Origin of the sequence: Psychrobacter sp. Rd 27.2, from assembly GCF_001921755.1 — a bacterium.
Lineage (GTDB): Bacteria > Pseudomonadota > Gammaproteobacteria > Pseudomonadales > Moraxellaceae > Psychrobacter > Psychrobacter celer.
Genome location: NZ_MRYB01000019.1, coordinates 1 through 18,451, shown reverse-complemented (window position 1 = coordinate 18,451; position 18,451 = coordinate 1). Strand labels below are relative to the sequence as shown.

Here is an 18,451-nt window from a genome sequence, read left to right as displayed (position 1 = left end):
TTAGAGAGCCATGTGGTAAATAGTCTCTTTATTTTAAAGGCTTTATACTTACTTTTCCAGATTAGGGACACGCCCTAGAATAATAAATAGAGTTTTTTTCTTTAAAGTTTGCATAAATGATTGGATTTTCTATAGTAGATTTTTGAGAAAAATTTATATCATGTAATTCTAAACAATCTGAATAGGATAGCATGAACTGGGCTACCTTATATAAATACGGTATATATTCTTTATATTCATCTTTAATATATTTTTCCTCAGGTATAATATATTTAGGTATTTCTTTTTCGGTAATTTTATTGTTAACATCAAAAGGATTCTTAATATTATGTGAAGACAGCTTGTAGCAATTGTTATCTTTGCAAATTTGTTTAAACTGAATGTTTCTATTGGCTAAAATTCGCATTAAATTTTCTTTTTCATCTTCTGATGTTTGTAATCCAAAAAATATAGATTTAATAGCATCGGATCTATGATAATTCTTCTCAGGTATGTCGCTAACAATACGATATTCCTGCTCGTTTGACCAAGATAGCTCTTTAGTGCCAATAGTTATTTTAAATATATTCTCAGATATAACGTCATTCATACTAATGCTTAAGGGGTTATCCACATAATTAATATCAAAATGTTGATATATAGGTTCGTTTTTTGATATTAATTCTTCCAAATCATATTCAATACATATGCCTTTATGGTTGTCAGCATAGTACGCCCATAAACTATTGATAGAATAATCCTTGCTTAGTGAAAATATACTACATTCTAAAATCTTCTTTTCAAGAGAGTCGAAACTTTCCTTTAGATCTTTGGAAGATTCTATTTTTTCTAATGAACTGATTTTCTTAAAAAAATCATCTATCATTTCTGTAGAGTAAGTTCCTTCATGTGGGTCGTTTAAAGTTTTCTTAGAAGCTGCCCAAAAATAGTTTTCTTTTAAGCTATCGATATTATTTCCATTTAGAGCACGGTATTTATATACCTTCATAACTACTCCAGTTATTGACAATATATACTACTATCAAAAAATTAAACCCAATACATCCACCTTGAACAATTAGGTGTCACAACCTTCACCCAACATACATTTTCAAATACAACTTCTCAATAAGCGAGCTCAGCCCAAAAGCCAAACCCGCCATCCATCAAAATCTAAATCTTACAAGCCCCGCCAGCACAATCATCTTCCATATCCGCTTGCGCATCGTTCGCACCATCACGCGTATTGTGATAATACAAGGTTTTTACGCCAAGCTTATACGCATTGAGCAAGTCTTTGAGTAGTACCTTCATCGGTACACGCTGACCATCAAAGCGCGCCGGATCGTAGTTGGTGTTGGCCGAGATACTTTGATCGACGAACTTTTGCATGATAGAGACCAGCTTGATATAGCCATCATTGTTTGGCATTTGCCATAGTAGCTCGTACTGACCTTTTAGCTTGTCAATCTCAGGCACCACTTGCTTGAGGATACCGTCTTTTGACGCTTTGATAGACACCAGACCGCGTGGTGGCTCGATGCCGTTGGTAGCGTTGGCGATCTGACTTGAGGTCTCAGACGGCATCAAGGCGGTTAGCGTAGAGTTGCGCAGGCCATGCTCGGTGATTTCCCGACGTAGCGCTTCCCAATCGAGATGTAGCGGCTCTTGGCAGATTTTATCCAAGTCTTTTTTGTAGGTATCAATCGGCAAAATACCTTGCGAGTACGTGGTCTCGTTAAAGGCAGGGCAAGCGCCTTGCTCTTTGGCCAATTTGTTTGAGGCTTTGAGCAGATAGTACTGTAGTGCTTCAAAGGTTTGATGCGTCAGACCCAAGGCCGAATCATCTGAGTAGCGCACGCCATTTTTGGCCAAGTAGTACGCATAGTTAATCACGCCCACACCTAGGGTACGGCGACGCATACTGCCGTTTTCAGCGGCTTTGACTGGATAGTCTTGATAGTCGAGTAGGGCATCTAGTGCACGGACGATCAGCTCTGCTGGCTCTTCGATGTCGCTGACGCTCTCAACTTTACCCAAGTTGACTGCCGATAGGGTACATAGGGCGATCTCGCCAGTCTCGTCATTGATGTTGTCAAGTGGTTTGGTCGGTAGGGCAATCTCCATACAGAGGTTTGACTGGCGAATCGGTGCGACGGTCGCGTCAAACGGGCTATGGGTGTTGCAATGATCGACGTTTTGGATATAGATACGGCCAGTGCTGGCGCGCTCTTGCATCATCAGGCTAAACAGCTCAGACGCTGGGATCTGGCGGCTACGAATGCTTGGGTCTTGCTCATACTGGGTGTATAGCGCTTCAAATTTGTCCTGATCTTCAAAAAACGCATCATACAAGCCTGGGACATCCGAGGGCGAAAACAGCGAGATGTCTTGGCCTTTGATCAGGCGAGTGTATAGCGTTTTGTTGATTTGCACGCCATAGTCCATATGACGGACGCGGTTGTCTTCGACGCCGCGGTTGTTTTTGAGGACGAGTAGCGACTCAACTTCTAGATGCCATAGTGGGTAAAACAGTGTTGCAGCACCGCCGCGTACGCCGCCTTGTGAGCAGCACTTCACCGCAGTTTGAAACAGTTTATAAAAAGGAATACAGCCAGTATGCTGCGCTTCACCGCCACGAATAGGGCTGCCAAGGGCACGGATACGACCAGCATTGATGCCGATACCAGCGCGCTGTGACACATAACGCACGATGGCGCTGGTGGTGGCGTTGATAGAGTCTAGGCTATCGCCGCATTCGATCAAGACGCACGAGCTAAACTGACGCGATGGCGTACGCACACCCGACATGATAGGTGTCGGTAGGGAAATCTTAAACTGTGAGGTCGCATCATAAAAGCGTTTGACATAGCTTAAGCGGCTGGCCTTATCATAGTTGGCAAACAGACACATACCGACCAGCATATACAAAAACTGCGGGCTTTCATAAACGCGCTTGGTGACGCGATCTTGTACGAGGTATTTGCCTGCCATTTGCTCTACCGCAGCATAGGCAAGATTCATATCGCGCCAGTGGTCGATGTACTCGTTTAACTCATCAAACTCTGCGCGGCTATAGTCGGCTAGGATATGTTCATCGTATTTGCCTGCCTCTGTCAATGTCGTCACATGATCAAATAGGTGCGGCGGGGTAAATTTGTTATACGCAATCTTACGTAAGTGAAAAATAGCAAGGCGCGCGGCCAGATATTGATAATCAGGCGTCTCTTCAGAGATCAAATCTGCGGCAGACTTGATAATGGTTTCGTGAATGTCACGGGTTTTGATGCCTTCATAAAACTGAATATGCGACTTTAGCTCAACTTGTGAGACAGACACATTATCCAAGTCATGAGCAGCCCATTCGATTACCTTATGAATTTTATCCAAATCAATAAGCTCTAATCGTCCGTCACGTTTGGTCACTTTGATCTTGTCGATGTGTGTCATGTTGCCCTCTTAAGTTGATTGCTTATTGTGATGTAAAGCGGAAATAGCCCGCTGGCATGCTTTATGACGCTATAGCTGTCTTTTGGTGGTAGGATGTTTTTTTAGGCAAAACTCTACCGCTACTCGTAGCAAATTAAAAATTCACTGAGCACTACATATAGCGTATTTGTTAGTAGGTAGGCACAATATAGCGGGAAATTTTTGAAAATGCTATATTGATTTTAGTGGCAATCTATGTTGCCAAGAGGTTGCCGATGCCGCCAATTTTGGCAAAGGGTGATGGCATAAGGGTTAGGCGCGAATAGCCTCGTGGATAATTTTTTTTGTAAAAATGTGGTAGACATTTACTTTTTATTGCCGCCCAAAAAATTGATCTATAGCCTTGTTTTGCAGCTGCACGATGCGGATGCAGATTGTACAGCAGACCATAAAAAATCGCCACCCATATGAGTGACGATTTAGACGAAAAACGGACTGGTTTTTTTAAAAGTCCATCAGCTCGTCGGTTAGCAGCGCTTATCGTGACAAAAAGCCCTACAACACCATGCGGACGGTCTTGGCGCTATCAAGAGCAGCATACAGCGTGTTTACTTGCTCAGCTTCGGTCAGATACAGATTGACGCGTGCTGAGTGAAAGCGGCCTGTTTTTGAGGGTTTGACATCTATCGAGGCCAAATCAAAATCAGGGAACTGGCTACCGAGGATAAGCTTGACCTCGTTCAGTAAGGTCTCATGCTCGCCTTCATGACCGATGATACTCATCGGGTAGTTCATCGGAAAGTCCCACAGCTCTGGGTTTTGGATATCGGTTTTTTTGCCTTTTAGCACACCGTCGTTAGGGGTTAGGTCAGTGACATTGACCGCTCGGTGAGCAGTCGGGTTTTGGCCGTTATCTTTTGGGTCGTCACTCATAATGTTGCCTCGCTGTTATAAAAATACATTGTGCTGTTTATGATGGCGCAGCTGGTATTATTCAAGTGCCTCTGGCCACAGCTACTTTTTATAACCACAAATAGCCACATAATCACCGCGATCATACCCTTCGATGACCTCTTGTACTTGGTCATTTGCATACATAGGGTGGGTTAGTAGGGTCTGCGCGTACTGCAAGTCGGTAAAGCCATTGGCCTGCATCAGCTCGATTTTTTCATCAGAGGTGCGCCAATTGGCAGAGCGGACCAGCTCGATAGGATAGGGATTGGCAGGGGAGATGTGTGCGAGCAGGGGATGCGCCCAGCTATCTACCGCACTGGCCAGATTATAAAGACTGGCAAAGCCGCTTTCTTTTGGTACGTCAATGAGGATAAGTTTGCCACCAGTCTTTAGCGCGTCAAAGGCTTTTTTGATACATAAGTCCAGATCGCTGATATAGCTGACACTGCCATTAAACATAATGATGTCAAATTTGTTGGATGCAATCTCGCTGGTTTCGGCAGGGCTGACATCTACTTGCAAGCCGCGTTTTTCAGCGATTTTTGCCATGTCTTTTGACGGCTCGATGCCGTGTTTGATGTGGATGTCATAATCCTTGGCCAGTAGCATCTCAAACAGACCACTACCACAGCCGATAGACAGTATCTCGCTGTCCTTATCCAAAAAGTGCGCCACCAGCTTTAGTTCGCTGGCCAGTAAGTTTTGGTTATCCAAAAACCAGCTGTCGTATGCGCTGGCGTGTTCATCAAATGCTGCCATAAAGTCTCTCCTTGAGGGTGGTTGTTGTTTTATTATCAATCTTAAACAAAATGAATGTATAAAATACGATGCGAGTAGAACTATCGCTGATTTAAAGTCGATGAATCATACTATAAAAAATACAGTCTAAGATAAGTCCAACGCCTGCTGCCAAAAGCTGACTTCCATCCGCGCGGCGGTGTCAAATAAGCGCTGGAACTTATCGGCCTGTGCTGGGCTGGCACCTGCCAATAGCGTATCGATTTGTGCTTCGTTTTGCGCGGTAATGGCCTGAAAGTCATCGCTAGAAAAGACATCAATCCAAGGCTGATAAGGGTTATCCTCGACAAATCCGGCTTCTTTAATGCGCTTGCCAATCTCTCCGTAACCCATCAGACAAGGTGCAATCGCGGCGTACAGCTCCGCCAAAGAGCCTGACATGGCAGCGTCTAATATATAGCGGCTGTAGGCGATGGTAATAGCAGATTCAGGTGCGTGCTCGACCTCGTGCAAAGGGATGTCCCAAAGACGGCAAAAGTCTAGATACATGCCGATCTCCATATCGAGCATGGCGTTTAGCCCTGCTTGACCGACGCGCATTTGTGCCAGTGTATCGCTCTTATACACGCTCAGCGCCATCACGCGAGCATAGTGAATTAAGTATAGGTAGTCTTGGACAAGGTAATGGCGAAAGCTATCAGGGGCGAGGGTGCCGGCGGCCAATTGTTTGACAAAGTCATGCTGAATATAGTCATCCCACGTGGGGCAGTTATGACGTAGTGTTTGGTAGTTCATGGTTTTTACTTACCTTTATAAAATACCAGTAAGCAAAGCGTAGGGCGCATAGGTGAAAAAACATGACTCATTCGCCAGTCTAAATAATATAGATTGGCAAATTGTGGCGTCAATGTGACTTATATATCGGCACGCTTGTTTCCTACGTCAGTGCTAACTGCATCAGGTTCGCGGGTAACTCTCAGCCATGATTTTGATTGACGACAAAAAAATCAAAGCACCCCGACAAGGTTTGTTTTTAAGGTTTATTTTTTAATAATAACGATAAAATAGCGTTTAAAGTAAATTCGCTCTATGATAGGCGAGAACAGCCACCATTAGCAAGTGATGCTCAAATAACCATATATAAAAATGACCTAGATTTAAAAATCTATTTTTTTGTCAGCTGTTTAATAGCAGTGTGATAAAGCATGAGCATGGCTTTAAAACGCCGCTCAAACAGTCCTTCTGCATACAGCAGCTCCACACTCAAGCTATCGATCACGCCCAGATACGCATCGGTATACAGCGCTAGCTGTGCAGAGTCGAGCTGATAAGGTTGCAGCGCCTGCTGTATTTGCTCAGTCAACGCGGCAATATAGACATTAAACGTCGCTGCACTGCTATCGGTCAGGTGCACAGGCGCCGCATAAGCCATACGAATTAAAAACCGCAGGGTAATCGCGCTTTCATAACGCGCTTCAAATGCGTGGCAATACGCCTCACCAGGCATAGAAGGCTCAATATCTGCTGCAAAGCATGACTTAACAAACGCGCACTCTGACTCAAGCGCGTCTTGTAGTAACTCTGAAAATATGGCTTCTTTGCTGGCAAAATGCGTGTAAATCGAAGCTTTGCGGATACCCACAGCCTTGGCAATGTCACTGAGTGACGCGCCCTCATAGCCATGCATAAAAAAAAGCGCAAACGCGGCATCTATAATACGCAGCTTTGCGCTTGAGCGTGGTTTATGGCTTTGCATAAGCCTCCTCTAATGATGGGGTCGCGGCAGTGGTGTGTGGCTTTTGAGACTTTAAGCCCAGATATACCAATGCCAAAATAATCGGTCCCATAGCCCCTAGCAAGAGCAACCAATATAACGTATGACTCTCGACCAATTGTCCAGCGATGGGTGTGGCAGTCGATGAGAGTAACATAGGAATGGCGCCCAATAAAGCCGCACTCGACCCCAAAGCGCTACGCTGTGAGTCCATCGCAATCGCCATCAATGTCGCCTCTAGTACGCCAAGACCGAAGAGTCCTAAAGCAATGCCAGTTACAATGCCGATCAAACCCAGCGATAGTAGATAGGCTGTGATACAGACGGCACTACCGAGCATCATGACCCCAGCGCCGATTAGGGCCAGATGCGATGACGATGTTTTTTTGACCAAATACGCGGTAGAGGATGCGCCCAAAATCAGACTGATGCTGGTCAAACCAAAGACAAAGCCAAATTGCGCTAGGCTCAGGCCGTAGTCGGTTTGGTAGACATACGCAGAGCCGCCAATATAAGCAAACAAAAAGAAATACACCGCAGATAGAGCAAACAAATTAAAGACAAAGGTCTTGTTTGTTAAGATACCGACATAAATGCTGGTGATGTTCTTTATATTTAACTGAATACGCTGGTCTTTTGGTAAGGTTTCTTTGATTTGGATGAGAGTATTGATAAGCACCAGCAGGCCCAATGCCGCCAAAATAAACATCACGCCGCGCCAGCCATGATGCGCGCCGACGATACCACCGATGGCGGGTGCCACAATGGGGCCAAGCGCCACAATGGTATTTAATACTGCATAAATCTGCGCCGCTTTTGGCCCATCGACGAGATCACGCACCATGCTCATCACCACCACGATAGCCATCGACGCGCCAAGACCTTGCAGAATACGGGCAAAAATTAGGCTCTCGATGCTGTGCGACCACATCGCCCATACAGAAGCGCCGATATATGCGAGCAGCCCTATAAACAATGGTGTGATGCGCCCGATGGCGTCAGAGACAGGGCCAAAAACCAACTGCCCTAAGCCCATAAAGATGAGAAAGACGGTTAAAGTGATTTGGGTGGTGGCGTAGGAGGTGTGGAGATCTCTTGCCATGTTTGGCATAGAGGCCAAATACATATCAATCGCTGCTGGGCCGAGCGCCACGATGATGGCAAGAGAGATGACGGTTTTGATACTGATGTGTTTTACACGGGTTTGCTGATTCATAAAATTGTACTATTCACTATTAAATTGTATAACTACCGAACGGTAGGTAGTTATACGCTCAATAATACATAAAGGCAACGATTTTTTGAATGAAATGCTTTTGAGAGGATAGATGATGAGATGCAAAGACGGTTTATTGATTAATCAATGAAAGCTGTATGGTACTCATCAATAAGTAGACATAATGAATAAGCGGCCTCGATACATAGACCGACACAATGAGTAGACACAAAAAAAGCTGAGATATACTCAGCTTTTTTATGTTAGCAAAATTATTATTAGCAAATACTTGAGACCTATTAGCTAGACTCCGTATATTCCTGATAATTTAGTCGTTCTCTAAAAAAGAGCGCAAGTGCTCAGAGCGTGATGGATGACGCAGTTTACGCAAGGCTTTGGCCTCGATCTGACGGATACGCTCACGGGTGACATCGAACTGCTTGCCGACTTCCTCTAGTGTATGATCGGTTGGCATATCGATACCAAAGCGCATTTTTAACACGCGCGCTTCACGTTCGGTGAGATTGCCCAATACATCACGCGTGGCTTCTTGTAGGCCAGCTGCTGTGGCATCGTCAACAGGGCTTGAGATGGTACCATCTTCGATAAAGTCACCTAGGTGCGAGTCTTCGTCATCACCGATAGGCGTCTCCATCGAGATCGGTTCTTTGGCAATTTTGAGCACTTTACGGACTTTGACTTCGTCCATCTCTAAGCGTTCGCCTAGCTCCTCAGGCGTCGGCTCGCGTCCCATCTCCTGTAGCAGCTGACGTGAGACACGGTTTATCTTGTTGATGGTCTCAATCATGTGCACAGGGATACGGATGGTGCGCGCTTGGTCAGCGATAGAGCGGGTAATTGCCTGACGAATCCACCATGTCGCATAGGTCGAAAACTTATAACCGCGGCGATATTCGAACTTATCGACCGCCTTCATCAGACCGATGTTACCTTCTTGGATGAGATCCAAGAATTGTAGACCACGGTTGGTGTATTTTTTGGCGATAGAGATGACCAGACGTAGGTTGGCCTCGACCATTTCTTTTTTGGCGCGGCGTGCTTTTGCTTCACCGACAGCCATACGGCGGGCGACGTCTTTCATATCGTGGATCTTCATGTCGAGCTGCTGCTCGTAGTCACGAATGCGGCGCTGCAATAAAATCACATCGTCAGCGACTTTTTCTAGGGTGCCGGCAAACGCAGGTTTACCTTTGATACGCTCAATGAGCCAATCGACGTTGGTTTCGTTGCTAGGGAAGGTCTTACGGAACTCGTCACGCGGCATACGACCACGGCGAATCACCAAACGCATGATTTGGCGCTCCAGCTTACGCACATCGTCATAGACATCATGCATGATGGCCATGACTTGATCTGATAGGCGGTTATTGAGCTTGAGCATCATAAAACGCTCAGCCAATAGCGCATAGGCAGCATCTGCTTCGACACTACCACGGCCATAATCAAGCAAGGCTTGTTTGGCTCTGATGAATAAGTGCTCGATCTCTTCTAGGCGTAAGCGGACTTCTTCTGGATCAAGGCCGCTGGTTTCTTCTTCCGCTTCTTCCTCGACGTCGTCTTCCTCTTCTTCATCGTCGTCATCTAATGCCAGCTTAGCATTGGCTTTTGCTTTAATAGGCGGCGGGTTTTCTTTTTCTTCTTTGATGCGCTCGCGCTCTTCTTTTGCTGCGTCTTTGGCCTCTTGCGCGGCGATTTTGTCTTCTTCAGTTTCAGGGTCTAAAAACCCTGTGATGACATCAGAGAGTTTCTTTTCGCCATCTTGGACTTTTTGATACTCGTCAAGGACGAACTGCACCGTACCCGGCCAGTAAGCCATGGCATGCTGCACGTCGCGAATACCTTCTTCGATACGCTTGGCGATGGCAATCTCGCCTTCGCGGGTCAACAGATCGACCGTACCCATCTCGCGCATATACATACGCACCGGGTCAGTGGTACGACCAGGCTCAGTCTCAACAGAGGCGAGTACAGCCGCTGCTTCGTCTGCTGCCATGTCATCATCACTTGAATCATCGTTCATCAAGATGTCATCGGCATCAGGCGCAGATTCGAAGATTTTGATACCAACGTCTGTCAGCATTTGCACAATATCTTCGATCTGATCGCTTTCGGTAATAGAGTCTGGCAGTTGGTCATTCACCTCAGCATAGGTTAGATACCCCTGCTCTTTACCCATTTGGATTAAGGTGGCCAGTTGAGATGTGGACTTAGAAACTGACTTATCGTTCATAAATACTCGCTTACTTGCATCGGACATTTTTATATTGTGACTCACTATCGCTTATGGGGTGCGTTGATCTTATCAATGGAATGATCAAAATAGGGCGTAGAGGTTGTCAATAATATCAAAAATGAGTGGATATGAATAAAGGCTCAAAACACTACAATAATTTTGCTAAAAACAGCTAAAAACTCAAAAAACGTCAAGTGTTAAAACAAGACGTAATATCGGTACTAGGACATACCCTCAATTCAGTCGATAGTCACATAAATGGGCTAAAAAATGAGAATGCGCCCTAAAATCTATCTAAAGACACCTGCCAATCGGCAGATAGCAAACAAGGCTGTCAATACGCAGCGCCACAGTTTACCACAGACCGCAGTCATCAAGCACGAGGTAGTGATGGTGGCCAACGGTTTTTTACCGATTATTTGCTGTCTTTTTATTTAGCCGCTCATCAAGTTGTACGCAGGCTATTTGGCATAATCACTAGTAGTGGGGGCGGCGGCCGTGCTTTTAAAGGGGATGTGCTGTTTTAATAAAAACCAGCGGTTTTTAGCAGGTCTAATTATTATTTTAAAGAGGCATTTTTAAAGCCGCACCGCCTACATATCAATCGACCCTAGACCGTGGTCATCTGTGCTGACTGCTCTGCTTGCTGCGCGCGTAGCCAGTCATTTAGCAGCTGGGTCTGCTTACGGACGATAGCCAGCTTGATATGATCAGGGTTTTTGATCAAATCTTGTATTTTTTTCTTCATGCTGCGTTCAAGTAGCTGGCTGACCAGCTCTTCAATGAGACCATCGAGGCTTAAGATATTGCGCGTCGTCAAGGCGCGGTAAAAACCGCTCCAGCTACGGCTTAGGTTTTCTTGCGTGTCAGGCTGGACATTGGACATGACAAAATGAGCGGCCGCGTTTACATCTGTAGGCAAGTGTTTTAAGCAGCGCGTGATGGTACTGACGATATCCAGCAATTCGTTGTCTTGCAGGTCTTGCCACGCTAAAGGCCGCAGGGTATCGGCTGAGGCTTTTTGTCTGATATGAGCGGGTAGCTGCAAATCATGAATACCTGCCTGCCGCCAAATCGACTCTATCGGGTCATCGAGCAACGCCCGCGGCTGAAACAAAAAACACAGCTGCAACTGCTGGCTGATGGTCATCTCACCATCAAAATTGAGCAGCGCATCTTTGGCGTCTTTGTTTTGGTTGCGTCTACCGCCAAGCTTTTGGTAAATGTCGTTGTTCAGCAGGTAACGAAAGCTACTGCCTTTGGGCAATGCCGCGGTCAATGAGCGCACTTGCGACATCAGCTTGGCTTTGCCTTCTGCCAAGGATAAGTCGTGGCGTTCACTGAGATAGGCAAAAATATACTGCGACAATGGCATGGCGTTTACGATTTGCTCGCGCATGGCATCGCTGCCCTGAGCCTTGATAAAGGTATCAGGATCATGGCCATTGGGCAGGGTCAAAAAGCGCAGCTCTTTGTCGTCACTGAGTACCGGCAGTGCCACCTCAAGGGTGCGCCAAGCCGCTTTTTGCCCTGCGCTATCGCCATCGAAGCTCAGGGTGAGGGTCGGGTTGAGCGTTAGTAATCGCGATATCTGGCTTTCATTAATAGCGGTGCCCATGGACGCCACCGCGCCATAGATGCCAGCTTGGTAGAGAGCTATGACATCCATATAGCCTTCGACCACCAGCCAGCTGTCGGCGCGCTGCTGGCGAGATTCATAGTAACCATACAGCACATGCTGCTTATGGAATACAGGCGAGTCTGAGGAGTTGATGTATTTGGGTTTTACCTCGTCATCGAGCGCTCGACCGCCAAAGCCAATGGTGCGCCCTTGGTTGTCTCGAATCGGAAAAATCACCCGATCACGCAGCAAGTCGTAGTCACGGCCAGACTCAGACTGCCGCACCAGCCCTAAGGCTTTTAGGCCTTCGATGTCCTGCGGAAACTGATGCTCAAGGTGCTGCCAGCCAAAGGGCGCGTAGCCAAGACCAAAGGTCTCAAATGTATCTTCTGTGATACCGCGTGACAAAAAATAATGCTTGGCATGCGGATGTGTGGTCAAATTGCGCTGATAAAACTGCTGGATTTGTTCGAGCAGGTCGTACAAGTTGCCTTCTTGGTCAAGCGCCCCGTCATTGATACTGTTGACACTATCAAAACCCATGCCACTATCTGAGTCGCTTAGCCAAGCGGGCGGATAGCTGGCGTCGTTTGGGTAGTCTGAGCCATAGTCCTCTGCTGCATAAGGGGCCAAGTCATAGGGGGGCGCTAAGGGTGGATAATCGTCATAGCCATGGCTAGCGTGGTCGGGCTGTTCGGCATAGTGGGTATGGCTTGTTTGCTCTTGATTATCAAAAGACGTATGTGGTGACGAGGGATTGTCAGCTTGTGATTTGCTAATTGGCTGAGCAGCTGGCTTGGTAGTAGGCGGCTGCTTGGTGCGCTGATAGCTCACATTTCGCTGTTCTTCTTGCGGAACTTCAATCCCCGTTTGTTTGGATAACTCATTGACCGCCTCGATAAAGGTAAGGCTTTCATAATCGCGCAAAAAACTGATGGCATTGCCGCCGACACCACAGCCAAAGCAGTGATAGATGTTTTTTTGTGGATTGACATAAAACGACGGCGATTTTTCGCCATGAAAAGGGCAGCAGCCTTTATACTCATTACCTGCACGTTTGAGCGTGGTATGACGACCAATGATGCTGATCAAGTCAGCTTGGCTGTTTAGTTGCTCAAGGATATGGTTAGGGATGCTCATACAAAAAACAGTTTACCATAGGTCAGTGGTTTTGATGGATATATGTGTCTATATGCGTTTATGCGCGTCTGGCTATCATACAAAAACAGAAAAATAAGGCCAACAATGTGTTGACCTTATTTTATGATGTCAAAGACTGTGGGCTAAAAAAACAGCCTACTCTACGGGTGTCGTACGGCGTACTGGATTGGTGTTTTGCGGATCGACGTTTGCTTCTCTGGCGGTAGAGCCTGTGCTGGCTTGATCAGTCACGCGCTCCGTTTCAGCTTCAGGCAAGCCCAGACCTATATTGATACCGCGGTCACGGGTAGGCGCGCTGCTAGTCGATGCGCTGCTTGGCGCTGTATTGGTATTTGCTGTGTTGTTCGCGGGCAATCTGAGCTGATGGGCATTGCGCACTATTTGGGTTTTGGTTGCGCCATTGTATTCACCTGTTGCCACCGAGGTGTCTTTCATGCCTGAGCGTCCAAGCTGACCAAAGGTAAACTTATTAAACCAGCTACGGTCGCGTTTGGTGCTTAGCTTCACGCGGCCATCACGGGTCAGCCACGTGGGGTAGTTGATCTGCAACAGCGTCTTATATTCATTTGCCAAGTCCGTCATGCCAAGCTTGTCATAGCTATATGCAAGGACAGCGATGGCTTCTGGGATAGATTCGCTGAGTGGATAGTATTGAAACACCCATTTGGCACGGTTGGCTGCTGCCACATAGGCTTCGCGCTCGATATACCAGCTGGCTGCACTCATCTCACTTTCGGCAAACTGATTATAAATAAACGTCATGCGCTGCGCGGCATCTGGCGTATATGGGCTGTTTGGGTATTTGTTGATAAGCTCTTGAAAATTGGCAAAGGCCAGACGAAAATAGGCCGTATCACGTTCGGCTTGATTGAGCTTAAACAGCTTAAGACCCTCAGATGAGCCTTGCATATTGGCGACGCCGCGCACATAGTAAGCGTAACTGACCTGTGGGTTAGAAGGATACAGACGAATAAACTGCTCAGCACTGGCCGCCGCCATCTCGTATTTGCCGCTTTCGTATTGGGCGTACATCATATCGAGCAGCGCTTGCTCTGCATACTGACCGGTGGGATAAAAAGTGCGCAAATTGGTCAAATCTTCGATCGCTTGGGTATAGCGTCCTTTATCAATCTGGGTAATCGCATCATTATAGTAAGCTTGCTCGGATTTTTCTGCCGTTTCTACCGCGTCGACGTCTTTGCCGCCAGTCAGATTTTTAAAGGTCTGACAACCCACAAGGTTTACGCTCAGCGCCAGTAGGGTGATTGAGGACAGTTTGATAAACGTATTGCCAACAGCTTGCATACTTTTTCTCCGACACAGGACGCATAATAGTAGCGGCGCTACCATGCTATATAATATAAAAGGTTAATAATAAAAAACGATGCTTAGGCACCGGCTCATGGTCTGTTATTGAGCATGCCAATATCAAAAGACAGCCCCATAGCATACAGCAAAATATGGTTTACTTTATATAATAACTTGTGCTTCGTCTATGGTTTATCTTTATGCTCATCACCATACATGCCACGTTTTGGCGGCTGCGTGCTTGTGCTGCGCCTGCTTGACACTGACAATATAGCAGACCCTCGATGATTTTTGCAGTTTAGCATGAGCGGCCTTAGCGAGCGATAAGCAATATCCCTGACGATGATAAATATACAGTAAATTACAGCCATGTTATATTTCAGAGAGTTAAGCGATATTGCTGACTGACCTATGAGGCGCAAAATCTGACAGATACTGTACTGCATCTATAGGGCTTAGGCGCTGAGCATGATACACTATGATGATATTGTTTTTGCTTTTTTTTGTGAGAGCAGTGCTTTGGTTATAGTCGATACCCTTTAAAAATGACATATTATTTTGAACAAACGATAGCCTGTAACAGGCAGTTAATATAGGGTTTCATCAGAGTATCTGAGCCAAAGTATATCCACAGTAAATAAAGAAAGCACATAAAGACCGCCTGACAAAATCGACTTATCGGCCTATGTCAGCGGTATGGCTATATGATGAACAATGATGCTATGACAAACCCTTCCACCCATCCAATATCGAATCACTCGCTCATGACTGATTCAACAGCGCAAGAGTCACCAAACCTGATGCCAAATGATGTTTTGAATGATAGTAAGCCAACTGATGACACGCAGATGACACCCAATGAGCCGCTACATGATAGTGTAGCAGCAGAGGACGCAGCAGCGCCCGAAGACAGCGAGATATTAGCGTATGAAGAGGGCGATGACAGCGACGATGGTGATGTCATTGACGATAGTGAGGATGATGATGCGCCAGCCGCTGACACAGCTGTGGTGAATGTGACCCATACTGTCACAGAAGATGAGGCTGGTCTGCGTATTGATAAGCTTGCTTCGCAAGTCTTTACGGATTTTTCACGAGTGCAATTACAAGGCTGGATCAGTGATGGTAGCCTGCTACACAATGGCCAAGTCCAAAAACCCAAAGTACGTGTCAAAGCTGAAGATGTGCTACATCTGTCCACGACTTTGCAGCAGCACAGCGAAGATCAACCGGAGAATATCGCCATCGATGTCGTCTACGAAGACGATGATGTGCTGGTGATTGACAAGCCTGTCGGTATGGTTGTCCACCCTGGCGCGGGCAATCAGACGGGCACCTTGGTCAATGCGTTACTTTATCATTATCCGCAGCAGCACCATCTGCCGCGTGCAGGTCTGGTGCACCGTATCGATAAAGACACCTCAGGGCTACTACTGATAGGAAAAACCAAACCTGCCCAAATGGCCTTGATGGAACAGTTAAAAGACAAGTCTGTCTATCGTCATTATCAGTGTGTGGTCGCAGGAGATGCGGCAAGCCTGCTACGTCATCGCCGTATCGATGCGCCAATCGGTCGCCACCGTAACCAGCGTACAAAAATGACTGTGATGACAGCAGGGCGTGAGGCGGTCACTCATTTGTTAGAGGTGACCCCGCTGAATGAAAACTACTGTCTATTAGACGTCGGTCTGGAGACGGGTCGTACTCACCAAATACGTGTGCATTTGAGCCATATTACTTATCCGATAGTTGGTGACCGTGTCTATGGCGGGCGTCGTCAATTACGCGCAGGTTTAAGCGATGCCCAGCGTCAAGCGATTAGCAGCTTTCCGCGTCAGGCGTTGCACGCCTATGCGTTAGGGTTCGTCCATCCGACCACAGGCGAGGACATCGAAGTCACTACACCGCTGCCAGAAGACATGCAAACACTTATTTCGGTATTAAGTGATGGTTACGATGACGAGTAACCGTCATACTATCGTTAACGCGAGCTGTCGTTAATTCGTGCTATGAGACAGGAGGCTGCTATGACAAAAAACCTGCCAATGACAGTGCTGGCACACATGGATGATGTGGTGGTCTTTCAAACGGCCGCTTGTCTTGAGACAGATGCAGATGTTAGTCGTGATCTATATCAAAACCAGCAGTCAACCGTTCAGGCAAACTACGGTGCGCTAAATTTAGGCCTGCATGTCAATGATCAGGCAACTACGGTACTAGGCAACCGCATGCGCGTATTGGCGGCCATCAATGAGCAGCTCAGGCCAGTTGACGCTTTAGCGACTGACCGAACACAAGGCCGCTATATCAAGCGTTTGCATTGGGTCGATCAGGTTCATGGTAAGCATATTTATGATGTCGATGCTTGTCCGCTAAGTATGCAGCCCGCGGCAGCGGACGCCATGGTCAGTCAACAAGCAGGGTTAGGGCTGGCTATCATGACCGCTGACTGTGTGCCTGTGGTACTGTACCAACCCGCCAGTGGTCAGATTGCCGCGATTCATGCTGGTTGGCAAGGGCTGGCGGGCGGTGTCATTCCAGCGGCGGTGCAGCGCTTTACGCAGGCAGGAGAAATTCAGGCGTGGATAGGGGTGTGTATCAGCCAAGGCAACTACGAAGTAGACAGCCGCGTGCGAGACAAGCTACTGGCAGGATGCCGAGACAGTCAGGCATTACCTGCGCACACCCTAAGCGGTACGGAGCGTTTTGATCAGTTGTATGTGGCCACATCAGCGGCGCATCAAACCGCCGGTGCTGCTGCCTGTAAAGATAAGATCACACTAGATTTGCCTAAGATAGCCGCCGACCAGCTCAGCCATGCGGGCGTGAACCTAGCAAACAAAGCGCCGATTAGCTGCAGCTATGCCGATTCGCACTATTACTCCTATCGTCGGCAAACCCACTTGCAGCAGCCTGCGACTGGGCGGATGGCGCTGATTATCGTGCGTGGCGCTGTGAGCCATACGGGCAGCGAGATGTCATAGACGATACGCTGTTTAATTGGTCACTGATTTGGCCTTTATTTATTTTCGTTTTTTTATTTATCATTATAGAGTTTGTATGAACACATCAACCAAAGCTGCCGCTCCCCAAAGCCCGCCTAACGTAACGATGGCGGTTATTTATCATAGTAACTATGGTCATACCAAGCGCGTCGCAGAAGCGATCGTACAAGGTGCGCGTACTCAGTTGCCCGCCGATCAGGCACGCGCGATTGATGTGCACGACATCGATTGGGCGTTTGTTGATCAGGCAGATTTGTTGGTATTTGGCAGTGCGGTCTATATGGGCAGTGTCACCGCTGAGTTCAAAACCTTTATGGACGAGACCTCAAAGCGCTGGTACCACCGAAAATGGGAAGGCAAGTGGGCTGCCGCTTTTGCCAACTCGGGCGGTTTAAGCGGGGATAAGCTCGCAGTCTTACAGCAGATATCCTTGTATGCGATGCAGCATGGTATGAACTGGATTGGCTTGCCGCTGATGCCAACGGGCCACGAAGCGACAGACCTCAACCGTTTGTCGAGCTTTTTGGGCTTGATGACCCAGTCGCTTGATGGGCCGCCTGAAACGACGCCAGGACCCGGCGATATCGATACCGCTATTTGGTTTGGTAATCATTTGGCTAAGACTATTATCAAACATCAGCCAGCCGATAGTAGACCCTAGTATCAGCTTTGCCATATCATATGGCTGTTTATATCATACAGTCGATTTATTCTAAAGATGACAGGGCGCTACTGGTACAAGTTTTATGTGCGTGCTGCACCCACAGAAGCGGCGCATCATACATTTCTAACAATGTTATTTTAAACTGATTCTATCGGTTTGAGGATGGTTCGAGTATCAGTGATTATCCTTTCTTAAAGCAAATTATTTTCTCTGAACTTAAATAGTACCCAAAAAGCAGACAGCCAATGTTGTCTGCTTTTTTTGGTTTGATTGTCCCGTCCTAAAATAAGTTTACGAAAAAGGGACTTATTTATGGACAAGTTAGCAATAGCAAAGGTTAAGCGCACT

General features: G+C 46.9%; 13 protein-coding genes and 1 riboswitch. Of the genes, 3 read left to right on the top strand and 10 right to left on the bottom strand.

What is annotated here, in order from left to right; translation table 11 throughout:
• Positions 1-61: 61 nt before the first annotated feature.
• From BTV99_RS12070 to BTV99_RS12025, 10 genes are all read right to left on the bottom strand, one after another.
• Entirely contained in the window at positions 62-988 is a 927-nt protein-coding gene (locus BTV99_RS12070) for a DUF2971 domain-containing protein (RefSeq protein WP_075102614.1), read from the bottom strand.
• 164 nt (positions 989-1,152) lie between these two features.
• On the bottom strand, positions 1,153-3,429 hold the full coding sequence (nrdA, locus tag BTV99_RS12065; protein ID WP_075102613.1) for a class 1a ribonucleoside-diphosphate reductase subunit alpha: 2,277 nt from the start codon (positions 3,427-3,429) through the stop codon (positions 1,153-1,155).
• Between the two features lie 534 nt (positions 3,430-3,963).
• Positions 3,964-4,341, bottom strand: coding sequence for a YbeD family protein (locus tag BTV99_RS12060; protein WP_083608647.1), 378 nt, complete (start codon positions 4,339-4,341; stop codon positions 3,964-3,966).
• Positions 4,342-4,422: 81 nt separating this feature from the next.
• Positions 4,423-5,121: a class I SAM-dependent methyltransferase gene (locus BTV99_RS12055; RefSeq protein WP_075102612.1), complete on the bottom strand. Its 699-nt coding sequence runs from the start codon at positions 5,119-5,121 to the stop codon at positions 4,423-4,425.
• Positions 5,122-5,247: 126 nt separating this feature from the next.
• Entirely contained in the window at positions 5,248-5,895 is a 648-nt protein-coding gene (gene tenA, locus BTV99_RS12050; protein ID WP_075102611.1) for a thiaminase II, read from the bottom strand.
• A gap of 122 nt (positions 5,896-6,017) precedes the next feature.
• Positions 6,018-6,130: riboswitch (TPP riboswitch) on the bottom strand.
• Between the two features lie 135 nt (positions 6,131-6,265).
• On the bottom strand, positions 6,266-6,856 hold the full coding sequence (locus tag BTV99_RS12045; RefSeq protein ID WP_075102610.1) for a TetR/AcrR family transcriptional regulator: 591 nt from the start codon (positions 6,854-6,856) through the stop codon (positions 6,266-6,268).
• On the bottom strand, positions 6,843-8,090 hold the full coding sequence (locus BTV99_RS12040) for a multidrug effflux MFS transporter (protein WP_075102609.1): 1,248 nt from the start codon (positions 8,088-8,090) through the stop codon (positions 6,843-6,845). The genes BTV99_RS12045 and BTV99_RS12040 overlap by 14 nt, the downstream gene beginning before the upstream one ends.
• A gap of 328 nt (positions 8,091-8,418) precedes the next feature.
• Complete coding sequence (rpoD, locus tag BTV99_RS12035; RefSeq protein ID WP_075102608.1) at positions 8,419-10,341, bottom strand: RNA polymerase sigma factor RpoD; 1,923 nt, start codon at positions 10,339-10,341, stop codon at positions 8,419-8,421.
• Between the two features lie 613 nt (positions 10,342-10,954).
• On the bottom strand, positions 10,955-13,105 hold the full coding sequence (locus tag BTV99_RS12030; protein WP_075102607.1) for a DNA primase: 2,151 nt from the start codon (positions 13,103-13,105) through the stop codon (positions 10,955-10,957).
• A 156-nt stretch (positions 13,106-13,261) separates the two neighbouring features.
• The gene (locus tag BTV99_RS12025) at positions 13,262-14,431 is read right to left on the bottom strand and encodes an outer membrane protein assembly factor BamD (RefSeq protein WP_075102606.1); all 1,170 of its coding nucleotides are present in this window, start codon (positions 14,429-14,431) and stop codon (positions 13,262-13,264) included.
• Positions 14,432-15,198: 767 nt separating this feature from the next.
• Between BTV99_RS12025 and BTV99_RS12020 the strand changes: the two genes are divergently transcribed.
• The 3 genes from BTV99_RS12020 to BTV99_RS12010 all read left to right on the top strand — a co-directional run bounded on the left by BTV99_RS12020 (position 15,199) and on the right by BTV99_RS12010 (position 18,100).
• On the top strand, positions 15,199-16,401 hold the full coding sequence (locus tag BTV99_RS12020; protein ID WP_083608646.1) for an RluA family pseudouridine synthase: 1,203 nt from the start codon (positions 15,199-15,201) through the stop codon (positions 16,399-16,401).
• 60 nt (positions 16,402-16,461) lie between these two features.
• The gene (locus tag BTV99_RS12015) at positions 16,462-17,418 is read left to right on the top strand and encodes a polyphenol oxidase family protein (RefSeq protein ID WP_075102605.1); all 957 of its coding nucleotides are present in this window, start codon (positions 16,462-16,464) and stop codon (positions 17,416-17,418) included.
• A 76-nt stretch (positions 17,419-17,494) separates the two neighbouring features.
• The gene (locus BTV99_RS12010; RefSeq protein WP_075102604.1) at positions 17,495-18,100 is read left to right on the top strand and encodes a flavodoxin family protein; all 606 of its coding nucleotides are present in this window, start codon (positions 17,495-17,497) and stop codon (positions 18,098-18,100) included.
• Positions 18,101-18,451 lie beyond the last annotated feature (351 nt).